Raw genomic sequence first — 14,786 nt, forward strand, 5'->3', positions numbered from 1 at the left:
TCTCCTTACTGCGAATTAATAATAACCATTATAACTTAAGTTAGAAAAAGAATGAAATATGTTTGAAATTTCAATCGCGATTTGTTCTATGCTTTCATATCATGATAAGATAGCACTATCAATTTGTATGGAGGCGTAATATGACAATAGAAAATATTTGTATTATTTATGGTGGTAAAAGTGCAGAACATGATATCTCCATTTTAACGGCCCAATCCGTCATCAATGCGATGGATAAAGAGAAATATGCAGTGGATACGATCTACATCACGAATGAGGGAGAGTGGGTCAAAGGCCCAGCTATTACAGAGAAAATTGATGATGCAGAAGTTTTACGACTTGCACCTTCAGGCTCTGTTTCTCTGACAGAGATGCTGAGTCAGTCGACAACAGGCCATCCTTATGACGCCCTCTTTCCGCTGCTGCATGGTCCGAACGGTGAGGACGGCACGATTCAGGGGTTATTCGAAGTGCTGGATTTACCCTATGTCGGTAACGGTGTTTTAGCGGCATCAAGCTCAATGGACAAGCTGGTCATGAAGCAGTTATTCGCGAATAGAGGATTACCACAACTTCCTTACGTCAGCTTCTTGAGAAGTGAATATGAGAAATACCGGACGAATATTCTGGAACTGGTTGATAATAAGCTGGAATACCCTGTTTTCGTCAAGCCGGCCAATTTAGGGTCATCTGTCGGCATCTCCAAGTGTAATGACCGCGAAGAACTCATTAAAGGTATAGAGGAAGCACTGCAGTTCGACCGTAAACTGGTTGTTGAACAAGGCATCAACGCTCGTGAGATAGAGGTAGCTGTTCTCGGTAACGATCATCCTGAGACGACGTTACCTGGTGAAGTGGTTAAGGACGTCGCATTCTATGACTACAAGGCGAAGTATAAGGACGGCAAAGTCAAACTGGCGATCCCGGCAGATATTTCCGAGGAAACAGCTGAAACACTCCGTAATATGGCTGTCGAAGCATTTAAAGCAACCGACTGTTCAGGACTGGTGCGCGCTGACTTCTTCGTCACAGAAGATGAGACCATCTATATCAATGAAACAAACGCAATGCCAGGTTTCACTAAGTTCAGTATGTATCCGCTACTCTGGGAGAACATGAATGTCTCTTACAGCGAACTGATCACACGACTGATTGAACTCGCGAAAGAACGTTATACAGAGAAAAAGAAAATCAAATATAAGATGGACTGATGACGATGATTAAAAGAACAGCACAACAAATTGCGGCCATGTGCGGCGGAACGATAGACGAAAGATATGCAGACATCAAAGTGGAAGGCGTTTCTATAGATTCAAGGTTCATTGATGATGCCGTTCTTTTTGTCCCTTTTAAAGGCGGGAATACAGATGGTCACCGCTATGTCGCTCAGGCGATAGAAAGCGGTGCAGCCGTCAGTTTCTGGCAGAACGATGTAGCAGATGCGCCGGAGGTCCCGTTGATCAAGGTGGATGACTGTCTGATTGCCTTGCAGAAGCTCAGCCAGTCCTATCTGAAAGAAGTCCGGCCCACTGTGATCGGTATTACAGGTTCAAACGGCAAGACGACCACTAAAGATATGGTAGCGAGTGTGCTCTCGTCTAAGTTCAAGGTGAAGAAGACAATCGGTAACTATAACAATGAAATCGGCCTGCCGCTGACTATCTGTCAGCTGGATGATGACACAGAAGTGTCCATCCTTGAGATGGGGATGTCCGGCTTCAGAGAGATTGCTTTGTTATCCCAGCTGGCCGAACCTGATATTGCAGCTATCACGAATATCGGTGAAAGTCATATGCGTGATCTGGGTTCCCGGGCAGGCATTGCGAAGGCTAAGTTCGAGATTACAGAAGGCCTGACAGGACTTTTCATCTATGATGGCGACGAAGAACTGCTGCAGCCGCTTGCTGAGACATTCCAGGGTGAAAAACAGTCTATCGGCTTCAAGGCTGATAATGATCTGCCGCTGCGTGATATCCAGCAGCGGGATGAGGTGATCTCCTTTAAGGTAGGCAGCTCAGAATCAATCTTTGAACTGCCGATGCTTGGCCTTCATAATGTCAGAAATGCAGCGATTGCGGTCACCATCGGCCGTTATATGAAGTTAAGCGATGCAGAGATCAACCGCAATCTCGCGCATCTTGAAATGACCGGTATGCGTATGGAAAAATTAGCGGGACCGGCAGGGAGCACTTTGATTAACGATGCTTATAATGCAAGTCCGACCAGCATGAAGGCGGCCATAGATACAATGGATGCCATGGATGGCAGCAAGTATATCGTCCTCAGCGATGTGCTGGAGCTCGGTCCGGCCTCAGAACATTATCACCGGGAAGTAGGCCGTTACTTTGCAGGAAAAGATATGACGCTTGTTGCGACAGGGGAAGAAGCGCGCTACATTTATGAAGAAGCAGAAAAATATGTGCCGGCCCATTATTTCAGGACGAAAGAAGAAGTGACAGAATTTCTGCGATCGCGATTGAATGCAGAGACAAGAGTACTCTTCAAAGCGAGTCGTGGTATGAAGCTTGAAACAATTATAGAAGCACTGGCTTAACGGAAAGGAGATTGTCTGAATACAGACAGTTTCCTTTCTTTTCCTTTCATTTTCAGGTAAATGCGTTTGCTATTCACTTAGTTAGATGTTAGTATAGAGAAGTTAACGCGAGAGCAGAGTGAAAATTCACACGTAGAGCAAGCGAACAGAAAAAGGAGAAATAATTTTGCAAAAATTTAGAGACTTAGGTATTAGCGAACCTACAATCCAATCGCTAGAGAAGTTAGGTTTTACAGAACCTACAGCGATCCAGACTGAAAGTATTCCATACACTTTGGCTGGCAGAGATGTACTAGGACAAGCGCAGACCGGCACAGGTAAGACAGGTGCATTCGGTATACCTTTAATTGAGAAAGTAAAGCATCACGAAGGGATTCAGAGTTTAATTCTCGCCCCTACTCGTGAGCTGGCTGTCCAAGTGGCAGACCAGCTGAAAGCATTCGGCCGCGGACAAGGTGTTCAGGTTGTCACTATTTTCGGTGGTATGCCTATCGACCGTCAGATTCGCGAACTGAAAAGAAAGCCTCAAATCGTAGTCGGCACACCCGGCCGCGTGATTGACCACTTAAATCGTCGTACACTGAAGACAGATCAGATAACGACATTGATTCTCGATGAAGCGGATGAAATGATGAACATGGGCTTCATCGATGATATGCGTTTTATCATGGATAAATTGCCGAAAGAGAACCGTCAGACGTTGTTATTCTCAGCGACGATGCCTAGAGCCATCCAGGAACTTGTTCAGAAGTTCATGAATGACCCGGTCGTAGTTAAAACGATGACAAACGTTGACTCTAATCCGGATATCGACGAATTCTACACAATCGTCAAAGAACTAGAGAAGTTTGATACATTTACGAACTTCCTTGATGTCCACAGCCCGGAACTTGCAATCGTCTTCGGCCGTACAAAACGCCGTGTAGATGAGCTGACAAGCGCGCTTATTTCTAAAGGTTACCGTGCAGAAGGTCTGCATGGTGATATCACGCAGGCCAAACGTCTTGAAGTTCTGAAGAAATTCAAGAACGATTCCATCGATATCCTTGTCGCAACAGACGTTGCAGCACGTGGATTAGATATTTCAGGCGTTTCACACGTCTATAACTTTGATATTCCTCAGGACGTCGAAAGTTATACACACCGTATCGGACGTACAGGCCGTGCAGGTAAGCATGGTATGGCGATCTCATTCGTCAACCCGATTGAAATGGATTATATCCGTCAGATCGAAAAAGAGAAAAACCGTACGATGAAAGCACTGCGTCCACCTACACCAGGTGAAGTGATGAAATCACGTGAGAGCGAAGTTAAGAAAAAAGTAGCGGAATGGGTAGCTAAACCATCAGAAGAACGTATTGAAACAATCGCGCAAGGTCTGATTGAAGAATACGGTGATGTGAAGTTAGTGACATCATTACTGCAGGAGCTGATTCAATCTAATAACGATGTGGATGTTCAGCTGACATTTGAAAAACCGCTTGGCCGTAAAGGTGGCAAATCATCATATGGCCGTCGGGGTGGTAACGGTGGCAACCGTAACTTCAAAAGCCGCGATTCTAAAGATAACCGTCGTCGTAAACCGGCCGCAGGTAAATCCAAGAATTTCAAAGGACGTACATTTGCTGACCACAAGAAATAATAAGAAGAGCTGCACTGATAAGTGCGGCTCTTTTTTTGGCATCATCTATATCCTGTTTTTGGTATAATTGATTGTAAAGAGGAGGTTTGCCATGCGTTCTACAACTGAAATGATTAAACAGCCCTTACAGGTGAAACAACTCAAAAGGTATCATTATCTGATGATGTCAGCACTGCTCTTACTCATCGCCTCTGGTATTCACTACGCTATTATTCACTGGGACTGGTATGATCAGCTGCTTGTTATTTATATCTGTCCTGTTCTGATGTTTCTCTTCGCATTGATAGCGCCCGCTGTCAGTTATCGCTATTCAGCCTATAGAGTCAATCAGGTCTCGATTGAGCTGTCACAAGGTCTATTCTGGCATAAGCGCTCGGTTATTCCGATGGACCGCGTGCAGTACGTCATGATCAGTACAGGACCGATTGCAAAGCGCCTCCGCTTGTCTAAAGTCAATGTCATCACCAGCGGGGAATCTGTTGCGCTGCCTTATGTTGATGAAGAGACGGCACTTCATATCGCCAGACTGATTACAGAACGGATCAAGGAGGTGAGCAGTTATGTCTGAGCCTAAACGCCTGCATCCTATCACCTATCTTTCAAAGATATTCAAATCCGTCAAAGATAATGTCCTGACAGTCGTTCTCGCCGGTTTTCTTTTCTTGAAGAATGGCTTTAATCTGAATGATATCGGTGACCTGATTTTTCCGGGCATCCTGCTTATTTTCGCTGTCGTCAGTATTGTACTGGGGATAATTGAAGCGCTGACGACCACATACTGGATCTCAGATGATAAATTATTTGTTAAAAACGGCATTCTTTCAGTCTCTACGAAGGAACTCTATATCGCGCGTATTCAGTCAGTTGAAACGACGCGTAACATCGTCAATCAGCTATTCGGAGGGGTGATCCTGGATATTAAGACACCGGGTGACGGTGTTAAACTGGACAGCATCTCGAAACAGGCGGCAGATGAGCTGACCCATTATCTTGAAACTCGCAAAAACAATCTGGGTGATACTGTAGAGGAGGTCCATCAGGCGCCAGCCTTTGAATCCTATTACCGGCTGCAATTAAAAGATATCATGCTGATGAGTGTGACGAGCGGGGCGATGGGGACAGTACTCGCGGTTGTCTTCGGGCTGTACTCACAAGTCGATGAGATTCTCCATATCAGTGACCGGTTGGCTCCGATACAGCAGGAAATCGGTTCGAGCTTTTCCTCAATAGCCCTCCTCGTGATGATGGCTCTGCTGCTGAGCTATATCACCGGTATCTTTGTCACTGCACTGAAATACTTTAATTACGAACTGACTTATGACGGAGAACGTCTGAGAATCCGGTATGGTCTCTTTGAAGTCAAGGAACGTATTGTCATCGTCAAACAGATTCAGGCAGTAGAGGAGAAGAAGTCCTTTCTTAGACAGTGGCTCGGTTATACAAGCTTCCGGGTAACGATTACGAGTGATGCGGCACTGGAATCAGAAGATGAGAATGTCCTCGGGCAGATTGAAGTCCTGCCTTTCATTAAACGTAAGGAAGGACTGGCGGTGATGGCGCAGCTTGTTCCGGATTATTATTATAATGAAGTGGACCGCGTCATCCCTAGGCGCTCGTTAAGACGTTATATCCAGTGGCACTGGTTAGTGATTATCATTGCCACAGCGCTTGTGCAGTATTATTTTTTCAACCAGGCATGGATGGTCGGAATCGCCCTGCTGATTCTGACGTTTATTGCCGGCTGGATGCGGTACCGTTATTCAGGTTATGTGATTCAAGATGACCAGATAACCGTCCGTGAGACTGGACTCTTTGCCAGTTCGATCTACCATCTGAAAGAAGACCGGCTGATCAGCATCCACGTTACTGATCATTATTTCCTGGACAATGCACGACTTGCTTCTATTGTGCTGCGTGTCTCAGCAGGTTCGCTTTTTACGGATGCATCACTTAAACTAGTGGAAAGAACAGATGCAGAACGTATTTATGACTGGTTTATAGAGAAGGAGGTCAGACAATATGAAGAAAGCTGATAGTTCTGCTGTGAAAGTATGGCGTATAGCGAATGCCATATGGACAGCGCTTCTGCTCATGTTATTAGCTGTGTTGATAGCTGTCAGATATTTCTTTTTTGACTGGATACCGTTCATGGCTGTGCTGCTGTCAGGAGCATTGATTATTGTTCAGATGGTCTGGTTCATCCTGATAGAGCCCCGTATTGCCTACCGGACGTATGAATATCAAGTGGGTCAAACAGAGCTCCTCACACGTGCAGGCATCTTCATCAAACGTGAGACAATCATTCCGTTTGTCCGTATCCAGAATGTTGAAACACAAGTGGGTCCGATTATGAAGCGCTTCAACCTGAAAAGTGTCGAGGTCACAACAGCGGGCGGCGCGGCCCGTATTGAACTGATCAATAGTACGGAAGCAGACCAGATTAAGAAAGTGATTGACGAAGCAGTCAATCGTTTAGAGGGGGCAGGCAGATGATAGTAGGAATAGGAACCGATGTGATTGAAATTGAACGGATCAGCAGACTGATGTCTGACAAGTTCATCAGACGTATCCTGCACCCTGAAGAAATCAAGATATTTGAAGCATTCAGCCATGAGGACAGACAGATTTCTTTTATAGCGGGCCGTTTTGCTGTCAAAGAAGCTTATGCTAAAGCGTATGGCACCGGTATCGGTCAGCATTTTCGTTTTAACGATATTTGCTGTCTCAATGATGAGCGGGGCAAGCCTTATATAATAGATGCGGATTATAAAGTGCATGTTTCAATCGCACATTCTCACACAGTGGCGACTGCATTCGTTATAATAGAGGAAAAGTAAGAGGAGGATAATAATGAATTATTATCGTCAAAGTGTGCTCCACATCAATTTAGATGATTTATATGATAACTACCAGGCTGTGGCCGGTCTGCATCCGGATAAGAAAACAATTGCGGTCATCAAGGCCAATGCCTATGGCATGGGTGCGGTGACTGTTGCTGAACATCTCAGCAAACAAGGTGTTGACTTCTTCGCGGTAGCGACACTGGATGAAGCACTTGAGCTGCGGCAAAACCATATTAACGGACAGATACTCGTCTTAGGTGTCATCAGGCCGGAAGATGTCAAGCGGGCTGCCGCTTCAGATATAACGGTCACTGTACCGGATGAAGTCTGGCTGGAAGAAGTCCTTCATCATCTGGATAGTGTACTGACTGTCCATGTGAAATTAGATACTGGCATGAATCGTATTGGGATACGTGACAAAGAAGAATATGGGCGTGTGTTATCACGCCTGAAGCAGAATGAACTGCTCGAATTCGAAGGTGTTTATACTCATTTCAGCTGTGCGGACATGGATGATGATTCTGCTGAAAAGGCGCATGAGGCATTTATGGATATAGTGAATGACTTTGAGAAGCCGCGCTATATTCATAGCCAGAATTCAGCTGCTGCCCTCCGGTATGATATGACTGACTGTACAGCTGTTAGATTAGGCATTGCGGTGTATGGCTATTATCCATCAGCTTTCATCAAGACAGTGACAACTGTGAACTTGAAGCCGGTCATGCAGCTGACGAGTGCCATCAACTTCATTAAAGACGTGCCGGCCGGTACAAAAATCGGGTATGGCAGTCATTACGAAGCAGAACAGGATGAGCGCATTGCGACTCTTCCTATCGGCTATGCTGACGGACTTCTGCGCTCGATGTCGGGCTATGCAGTCAGAGTGGGAGAGGAAGATGCACCGATAGTCGGCCGTATCTGTATGGATCAGACGATGATCCGTGTATCGGATAGAGTGAGACTGGGAGATGAAGTGATTATTATTGATCATCAGCCAGGGACGCGTCAATCGATGGAGACAGTAGAGGAGAAGCAGTCAACAATCAGCTATGAAGTGCTCTGTAATCTTGGACAGAGGCTGCCGCGTGTTTATCATACAGATGAACAATCAACAGTGAAGAATACATTGTTAAAATAAAAGTAGTTTTTTTTATATGCGTTTGATATGATAATGTTGATTTACTGAGGAGGTTAATCATGAAGAAATTTGATCAATTATTAGCTGAAGGCTATGAATCCATGGCTGAACTTAATTTAATCATTTCTTATGAGCAATTCGATCTTGAAAGTGAAGTGTGTGAAAAGAGTGAAATGTACGATTTAGCTGATGATGGTGAGTAAATGAGGCGCGGCGAAGTCTTTCTGGCTGACCTGTCACCTGTCAAAGGCTCGGAACAAGGCGGTAAGCGTCCTGTTGTCATTATTCAGAATGATGTCGGGAATAAATACAGTCCGACAGTCATCGTGGCCGCAATCACAGCGAAAATCAATAAAGCACGGATCCCGACCCATGTGGAGATCGGCAAGACCAACCATCATCTGGATAAGGATTCGGTGATATTGCTTGAACAGATCAGAACGATTGATAAAAATCGACTGATTGAAAAGCTGACTGTTCTCTCTGAAGAAAAAATGAGTGAAGTGAATCAGGCGCTGGCCATCAGCCTTGGACTCTCTCAATGAATTAAAAGTGCTAGCATAGACTTTAGGGTGACTAAAGTCTTTTTAGTTGGAAAGGAGGCAAATGGAATGAATCATATAGATGAACTTATCGTTAATTACGAAAAAATATTGGATCGTTATATCGAATCAAAAAATGAACAGGATCTGGATGGCCTTCAGAACCTGAGCTTTGAAGCGATTGAAAACGACATATCTCCGGAAGAAATTGTTTCCTTACATAAAGATTTAACACTTGAAAAAGAACTGACCGCTGAAGAGATGAAGCTGTCAATGGATGTATTACTGGAGATGATTATCGGATTTGGCTTCTCTTACCGCGACTACAAATCACTGGTCAAAAAGATGGAAGCACATGATAAAGAGATGGACATTGCAGCCAGTCTGCAGTCGATGATGCTGAAGACGAAGATTCCTAAACTGAACAGCATTGAAATCGGTGCGATCAGTGTGCCGGCCCAGCGCGTAAACGGCGACTATTACAACTTGATCGATCATCACGACGGCACTATGAGTTTCGCTGTCGCAGACGTCATCGGTAAAGGAATTCCGGCTGCTCTTGCCATGAGTATGATCAAATTCGGTATGGACTCATATGGACACTCACAGCTGCCGAGTGATGGATTAAAACGGCTTAATCGTGTGGTGGAGAAGAATGTCAATCAGAATATGTTCGTGACGATGTTCTACGGATTATATGAAGAAATCAGCAGCAAGTTCTATTATAGTTCCGCGGGGCACGAACCAGGCTATATCTACCGCGAAAAGACGGACAGCTTTGAAGAGATGGGTGCACGCGGCATCGTTTTAGGCGTCAATCCAACGACGCGCTATGATCAGGAAGAACATGATATCAATGTGGGTGATATGATCCTGGTGTTTACAGACGGTCTGTCAGAAATCCGGCGCCTGTCAGGAGAGTTTGTTCGTACTGACGATTTACTTGAACTGATCAGAACATACAAACATCTGCATCCGCAGGATATCGTGCAAGTGGTCTATGAGGAACTGATCAAGATCCAGGACCCTAAAAAGCGCGACGATCTGACGATTCTTCTTATCAAAAGAGTGAATTAATGTTTAGCGATTCAGATAAAGGGTATTTTAAATTGAATTTTATGTATATAAATGGGACAAAATTATAGGGTAACTAGGAGTGTATGGAATGAACTTGAATATTGAGACCATCGAACATGATACATTTTATGAAATCAAAGTCGCAGGAGAACTGGACGTTTATACAGCACCTGAACTGCTTGCTGTTCTCCAGCCTTTACACCAGAAAGGGACGCATGACATCCACCTGAATATTTCAGATGTCAGCTACATGGATTCAACAGGTCTCGGCTTATTCGTCGGAACATTAAAAGAGCTCAATAAACATAATCATGAACTTTATGTGTTAGGGGCTAACAGCCGTATCGAACGATTATTCGATATTACAGGCTTAAAAGAACTCATGCACGTGAATGCGGAGACGGAGGTTTAATATGACGAACTATGATTATGTAGAGATGCGTTTTCCGGCTTCAGCTGAATATGTGGGACTTGTCCGTCTGACATTATCAGGTATCCTGAACAGAGCAGGCGCTTCATATGACGATATCGAAGATTCAAAAATCGCTGTTTCTGAAGCCGTCACTAATGCTATCAAGCATGCTTACAAAGGTGAAGTAAAAGGTGATGTATTAGTCGGTTATGTCATCTTTGATGAGAAAGTCGAAGTCATTGTATCAGATTCAGGGCAGAGCTTTGATTATGAGAAGACGAAATCAGAACTGGGTCCTTATAAAGAAGATGAGAACGTTGATTTTATTCGCGAAGGAGGGCTTGGGCTGTTCCTGATTGAATCTCTGATGGATGAAGTGAACGTGAAGAAAGATGCCGGTGTCACAATCAGCATGACTAAGTATATAGCGGGAGAGCAGGTGCAACCTGATGGCGAGAGAGTCAACATCATTTAATGACATTTCTCCAGAGCAGATCAATGCCTGGATCAAGCTTTATCAGGAAACAAAGGACGAAATGGCACAGACCACACTCGTTGAACACTATAAGAAGCTCGTGGAATCACTTGCCTATCGCTATTCTAAAGGACAGAGTCATCACGAAGACCTGGTTCAAGTAGGGATGGTCGGGTTACTCGGTGCCATCAATCGCTTTGATGTTTCCTTTGAAAGGAAATTTGAGGCGTTTCTTGTGCCGACTGTCATCGGTGAGATCAAACGATACTTACGTGACAAGACATGGAGTGTGCATGTTCCGCGTCGCATCAAGGAAATCGGACCGAAAATCAAGAAAGCGACGGATGAGCTGACTAATCAGCTCGGGCGTTCTCCCCAGATCAAGGAAATCGCTGATTACCTTGAAGTCACGGACGAGGAAGTTCTGGAAGCCATGGAGATGGGTCAGAGCTATAACGCGCTCAGTGTCGATCATTCTATTGAAGCGGATAAGGACGGCTCCACTGTCACATTGCTTGATGTGATGGGACAGCAGGAGGAAGGTTACGATTTAACTGAGAAGCGGATGATTCTAACGAAAATCCTGCCGATTCTGTCAGACCGTGAAAGAGAAATTATTCAATGCACGTTCATTGAAGGTCTCAGCCAGAAGGAAACAGGCGAGAAAGTCGGTCTCAGTCAGATGCACGTATCAAGACTTCAGCGCACAGCTATCAAGAAGCTGAGAGAAGCTGCCCAGGAAGGGAACTAGACATATGCCGGACAGGCATATGTCTTTTTTTATGTTAAAATATAGGGACTGGAGGCGAGAAGATGGAGAAAGCAATCATCAATTTGATTATAGAGAAGTTACCTTATAAAAATGGACAGATAGAAGCCGTGCTTAATCTGCTGGAAGAGAAGAATACCGTCCCATTTATCGCCCGTTACAGAAAAGAGATGACGGGCGGGCTTGATGAAGTGGAGATCAAGGAGATTGAGACCGAATACAATTATATGGCAGCCCTGCAGAAACGGAAAGAAGATGTCATTAAATCCATTGACGCACAGGGACTGCTGACTGAAGAGCTGAGAACAGAGATTCAGAAGCAGACGAAACTTCAGCGTGTAGAGGATCTATACCGGCCGTTCAAGCAGAAAAAGAAAACCCGGGCGACAGAAGCGAAGCGTAAAAATCTAGGGCCGCTTGCTGATAAGCTGCTGAAGTTTGAGGACTTTGACAGCCGCGCGGAAGCTGAACGTTATCTGAACGACGAAGTGAAGACGTGGGAGGAGGCGGTGAAAGGGGCGATGGACATCGTAGCGGAAGTGATCGCAGATGATCCGAAATACCGGGCAGCCATCTTGAAGTCTGTACAGGATTACGGTGAAATCCACTCACAGAAAAAGAAAAATGCAGAAGACGAGAAGCAGGTCTTTGAGATGTACTATGATTACAGTGAACGTATCAGTAAAGTCGTTCCTCATCGGACCCTTGCCATCAATCGAGGGGAGGAATCAGGCATCCTCAAAGTCTCTATCGAGCATGACCTTGAGCGTCAGGAGCGTTATATCAAGAAACAGTTCGTTAAAAAGACGACACAGAATGATGCCCTGTATGACGAAGTGATCACTGATAGTCTGAAACGACTGATTTTACCTTCAATCGAACGGGAAATCCGCAGTGAACTGACAGCGAAAGCGGAAGCGCAGGCCATTGAGATATTCTCGGTCAACCTGAAAAACTTACTGCTGCAGCCTCCGCTGAAAGGGAGAGTGATACTTGGTGTTGACCCCGCTTACCGCACGGGCTGCAAGCTCGCCGTCATCAATGAGTACGGCACATTTATAGCGAAGTCAGTCATGTATCCACATCCACCGGTCAACAAGAAGGCAGAGGCTGAAAAAATCTTTGTAGACATGGTGAGCCGCTATCAGGTTGAGCTCATTGCCATTGGTAACGGGACAGCGAGCAGGGAAACAGAGCAGTTTGTCGCAGAGATGATCAAAAAGCATCAGCTGAAGGCAGCGTTCATAATTGTCAATGAGGCTGGCGCCTCTGTCTATTCAGCGAGCGAACTGGCGCGTCAGGAATTCCCTGACTTCAAAGTTGAGGAACGAAGCGCGGTGTCAATCGGCCGTCGCGTCCAGGATCCGCTCAGTGAACTCGTAAAAATTGATCCGAAATCAATTGGTGTCGGTCAGTATCAGCACGATGTCAACCAGAAGTCGCTGACAGAATCACTGTCCTTTATCGTAGAGACAGCTGTCAATCAGGTCGGTGTCAATGTCAACACCGCTTCTCTGCCGCTCCTGCAGCGCGTTTCAGGTCTTTCGACAGCAGTCGCCAACAATATTATCAAATACCGGGAGGAGAACGGGCCGATCCGTCATCATAAGGAAATCGCCCGGATTCCTCGCTTAGGTGCTAAGACATTTGAGCAGAGCATCGGTTTCCTGAGAATAATGGATGGTTCAGAACCGCTTGACCAGACTGCCATTCACCCCGAGAGCTACAAAGCCACTTATCGGCTGCTTGAACAGTTGGATAGTCATATTGATGAGCTCGGAACCGATACGCTTAAGGCTAAACTGCAGACAATCAATACTGCTGACATGGCGCGGGCTATCGGCATCGGGGAGATGACATTGCAGGATATCATCACAGCGCTGATTGCACCCGGGCGCGACCCGCGAGACGATTATGAGGTGCCACTCCTGAAATCTGACGTCCTGTCGCTGGAAGACCTGAAGAAAGGCATGAAGCTATCCGGCACAGTCCGAAATGTAGTCGATTTCGGTGCCTTTGTAGATATCGGCGTTAAACAGGACGGTCTTGTTCATATCTCCAAACTTTCTGATCGCTTCGTCAAGCATCCGACAGATGTCGTCAGCGTCGGCGATATAGTGGAAGTCTGGGTGGAGACAGTAGACGTCGAAAAAGGTAAAGTAGGACTGACGATGAAAGACCCTCAATGACAGATAACGAACTGCAGGAGCTTGTGATTAAAATATCACAGGAATTTTTTCACCGGCCTTTCAGACACCAGGCATATTTTAACCGGCGCTTAAGAACAACAGGGGGACGCTATATGCTTATCAGTCATCATATCGAAATCAATCCTAAGCAGTTAGCAGTCCATGGTGAAGAAGCGGTAATAGATATCATCAAACATGAACTGTGCCACTATCATCTGCATCTGGAGGGAAAGGGGTATAGACATCGGGACCAGGATTTCAGGAAACTTTGCAATGAGACAAGCGCTCCCAGATACTGTGCGCCTGTTACGAATGATCATTACCTGATCTATCGCTGCGCTCAGTGTACCATGCTCTATCAGCGTAAAAGACGGATAAACACCGAGAAATACAGGTGCGGCAAATGCCGTGGAAAACTGGAATTAGTCAGTGAATAAAAAAACTGACTAATTCTTTTTTTAGTGTTGACATCCGCTGTGAAACGTTTTATGATAGTATTCGTTGCTAAAACAACAGGCCCCTTGGTCAAGCGGTTAAGACACCGCCCTTTCACGGCGGTAACACGGGTTCGAATCCCGTAGGGGTCATAATCTTTTAAAAAAAGTTAAACAAAAGTGTTGACTTTAAAGTAGGAAGGTTATATAATAAATCTTGTCGCTAAAACAGAAGACAATATAAAAGTTATCTGCTAACGAGCGGTCGTGGCGGAATGGCAGACGCGTCAGACTAAGGATCTGGTGGGTGTAATACCCGTGGAGGTTCGACTCCTCTCGACCGCACTACTTTTTAAAAATTTATATGCGGGTGTAGTTTAGTGGTAAAACCTCAGCCTTCCAAGCTGATGTTGTCGGTTCGATTCCGATCACCCGCTCCATTAAATTAATGAACATTGAAAACTGAATGACAATATGTCAACGTTAATTCCAAATAAGACTGCGATTTTAATCGCTAGTCGCATTCGCAAACTCGCGTAGCCGAGTTTGTACAATGTTAAAGAGTGATTGGCTTAACTAATCAAAGAGCTTTATCAAACACTTTTATGGAGAGTTTGATCCTGGCTCAGGATGAACGCTGGCGGCGTGCCTAATACATGCAAGTCGAGCGGACAGACGAGGTGCTTGCACCTCTGAAGTCAGCGGCGGACG

At 45.3% G+C, this 14,786-nt stretch carries 16 protein-coding genes, 3 tRNA genes and 1 rRNA gene; all 20 read left to right on the forward strand.

Annotated features, from left to right (window positions below; translation table 11 throughout):
* Positions 1–140: 140 nt before the first annotated feature.
* Positions 141–1,211 carry a D-alanine--D-alanine ligase gene (locus ERX55_RS08110; protein ID WP_133452072.1) on the forward strand — a complete coding sequence of 357 codons (1,071 nt, stop codon included), beginning with the start codon at positions 141–143 and terminating at the stop codon, positions 1,209–1,211.
* A 5-nt stretch (positions 1,212–1,216) separates the two neighbouring features.
* Complete coding sequence (locus ERX55_RS08115; protein WP_133452073.1) at positions 1,217–2,554, forward strand: UDP-N-acetylmuramoyl-tripeptide--D-alanyl-D-alanine ligase; 1,338 nt, start codon at positions 1,217–1,219, stop codon at positions 2,552–2,554.
* 166 nt (positions 2,555–2,720) lie between these two features.
* Positions 2,721–4,196 carry a degradosome RNA helicase CshA gene (cshA, locus tag ERX55_RS08120; protein WP_133452074.1) on the forward strand — a complete coding sequence of 492 codons (1,476 nt, stop codon included), beginning with the start codon at positions 2,721–2,723 and terminating at the stop codon, positions 4,194–4,196.
* A 91-nt stretch (positions 4,197–4,287) separates the two neighbouring features.
* Entirely contained in the window at positions 4,288–4,764 is a 477-nt protein-coding gene (locus ERX55_RS08125; protein ID WP_133452075.1) for a PH domain-containing protein, read from the forward strand.
* Positions 4,757–6,229, forward strand: coding sequence for a PH domain-containing protein (locus ERX55_RS08130; protein WP_133452076.1), 1,473 nt, complete (start codon positions 4,757–4,759; stop codon positions 6,227–6,229). Before ERX55_RS08125 ends, ERX55_RS08130 begins: the two co-directional genes overlap by 8 nt.
* Positions 6,216–6,689, forward strand: a complete 474-nt coding sequence (locus tag ERX55_RS08135) for a PH domain-containing protein (RefSeq protein ID WP_133452077.1) — start codon at positions 6,216–6,218, stop codon at positions 6,687–6,689. Before ERX55_RS08130 ends, ERX55_RS08135 begins: the two co-directional genes overlap by 14 nt.
* Positions 6,686–7,033 carry a holo-ACP synthase gene (gene acpS / locus ERX55_RS08140; protein WP_133452078.1) on the forward strand — a complete coding sequence of 116 codons (348 nt, stop codon included), beginning with the start codon at positions 6,686–6,688 and terminating at the stop codon, positions 7,031–7,033. The genes ERX55_RS08135 and acpS overlap by 4 nt, the downstream gene beginning before the upstream one ends.
* Positions 7,034–7,046: 13 nt before the next feature.
* Positions 7,047–8,177 carry an alanine racemase gene (gene alr, locus ERX55_RS08145; protein ID WP_133452079.1) on the forward strand — a complete coding sequence of 377 codons (1,131 nt, stop codon included), beginning with the start codon at positions 7,047–7,049 and terminating at the stop codon, positions 8,175–8,177.
* A 59-nt stretch (positions 8,178–8,236) separates the two neighbouring features.
* Positions 8,237–8,380, forward strand: coding sequence for a hypothetical protein (locus tag ERX55_RS11455; RefSeq protein ID WP_165983752.1), 144 nt, complete (start codon positions 8,237–8,239; stop codon positions 8,378–8,380).
* Positions 8,381–8,722, forward strand: coding sequence for a type II toxin-antitoxin system PemK/MazF family toxin (locus tag ERX55_RS08150; RefSeq protein ID WP_133452080.1), 342 nt, complete (start codon positions 8,381–8,383; stop codon positions 8,720–8,722).
* A gap of 75 nt (positions 8,723–8,797) precedes the next feature.
* Positions 8,798–9,796, forward strand: coding sequence for a SpoIIE family protein phosphatase (locus ERX55_RS08155; RefSeq protein WP_243721486.1), 999 nt, complete (start codon positions 8,798–8,800; stop codon positions 9,794–9,796).
* Between the two features lie 88 nt (positions 9,797–9,884).
* Positions 9,885–10,208: an anti-sigma factor antagonist gene (locus ERX55_RS08160; protein ID WP_133452082.1), complete on the forward strand. Its 324-nt coding sequence runs from the start codon at positions 9,885–9,887 to the stop codon at positions 10,206–10,208.
* 1 nt (position 10,209) lies between these two features.
* Positions 10,210–10,683 (forward strand): anti-sigma B factor RsbW, encoded by a 474-nt coding sequence (rsbW, locus tag ERX55_RS08165; RefSeq protein WP_133452083.1) that lies wholly within the window; start codon positions 10,210–10,212, stop codon positions 10,681–10,683.
* Entirely contained in the window at positions 10,658–11,434 is a 777-nt protein-coding gene (sigB, locus tag ERX55_RS08170) for an RNA polymerase sigma factor SigB (protein WP_133452084.1), read from the forward strand. Before rsbW ends, sigB begins: the two co-directional genes overlap by 26 nt.
* 62 nt (positions 11,435–11,496) lie before the next feature.
* Positions 11,497–13,641, forward strand: coding sequence for a Tex family protein (locus ERX55_RS08175; RefSeq protein ID WP_133452085.1), 2,145 nt, complete (start codon positions 11,497–11,499; stop codon positions 13,639–13,641).
* A complete protein-coding gene (locus ERX55_RS08180; protein WP_133452086.1) occupies positions 13,638–14,078 on the forward strand; it encodes a SprT family protein in 441 nt (146 codons plus the stop codon). Before ERX55_RS08175 ends, ERX55_RS08180 begins: the two co-directional genes overlap by 4 nt.
* 78 nt (positions 14,079–14,156) lie before the next feature.
* Positions 14,157–14,228 (forward strand) — tRNA-Glu (locus ERX55_RS08185).
* A gap of 108 nt (positions 14,229–14,336) precedes the next feature.
* Positions 14,337–14,420: transfer RNA gene (locus tag ERX55_RS08190), tRNA-Leu, on the forward strand.
* Positions 14,421–14,441: 21 nt separating this feature from the next.
* Positions 14,442–14,515 (forward strand) — tRNA-Gly (locus ERX55_RS08195).
* Positions 14,516–14,677: 162 nt separating this feature from the next.
* Positions 14,678–14,786 (forward strand): 16S ribosomal RNA (locus ERX55_RS08200); the annotation flags it as partial.

This window comes from Macrococcus bovicus, from assembly GCF_004359575.1.
Taxonomy (GTDB): domain Bacteria; phylum Bacillota; class Bacilli; order Staphylococcales; family Staphylococcaceae; genus Macrococcus; species Macrococcus bovicus.

What these genes read in the sequence shown, in the direction of transcription:
- ERX55_RS08110 (WP_133452072.1), top strand. Translation starts at nt 141, where the DNA reads ATGACAATAGAAAATATTTGTATTATTTATGGTGGTAAAAGTGCAGAA.
- ERX55_RS08115 (WP_133452073.1), top strand. Translation starts at nt 1,217, where the DNA reads ATGATTAAAAGAACAGCACAACAAATTGCGGCCATGTGCGGCGGAACG.
- ERX55_RS08125 (WP_133452075.1), top strand. Translation starts at nt 4,288, where the DNA reads ATGCGTTCTACAACTGAAATGATTAAACAGCCCTTACAGGTGAAACAA.
- ERX55_RS08130 (WP_133452076.1), top strand. Translation starts at nt 4,757, where the DNA reads ATGTCTGAGCCTAAACGCCTGCATCCTATCACCTATCTTTCAAAGATA.
- ERX55_RS08135 (WP_133452077.1), top strand. Translation starts at nt 6,216, where the DNA reads ATGAAGAAAGCTGATAGTTCTGCTGTGAAAGTATGGCGTATAGCGAAT.
- acpS (WP_133452078.1), top strand. Translation starts at nt 6,686, where the DNA reads ATGATAGTAGGAATAGGAACCGATGTGATTGAAATTGAACGGATCAGC.
- alr (WP_133452079.1), top strand. Translation starts at nt 7,047, where the DNA reads ATGAATTATTATCGTCAAAGTGTGCTCCACATCAATTTAGATGATTTA.
- ERX55_RS11455 (WP_165983752.1), top strand. Translation starts at nt 8,237, where the DNA reads ATGAAGAAATTTGATCAATTATTAGCTGAAGGCTATGAATCCATGGCT.
- ERX55_RS08150 (WP_133452080.1), top strand. Translation starts at nt 8,381, where the DNA reads ATGAGGCGCGGCGAAGTCTTTCTGGCTGACCTGTCACCTGTCAAAGGC.
- ERX55_RS08160 (WP_133452082.1), top strand. Translation starts at nt 9,885, where the DNA reads ATGAACTTGAATATTGAGACCATCGAACATGATACATTTTATGAAATC.
- rsbW (WP_133452083.1), top strand. Translation starts at nt 10,210, where the DNA reads ATGACGAACTATGATTATGTAGAGATGCGTTTTCCGGCTTCAGCTGAA.
- sigB (WP_133452084.1), top strand. Translation starts at nt 10,658, where the DNA reads ATGGCGAGAGAGTCAACATCATTTAATGACATTTCTCCAGAGCAGATC.
- ERX55_RS08175 (WP_133452085.1), top strand. Translation starts at nt 11,497, where the DNA reads ATGGAGAAAGCAATCATCAATTTGATTATAGAGAAGTTACCTTATAAA.
- ERX55_RS08180 (WP_133452086.1), top strand. Translation starts at nt 13,638, where the DNA reads ATGACAGATAACGAACTGCAGGAGCTTGTGATTAAAATATCACAGGAA.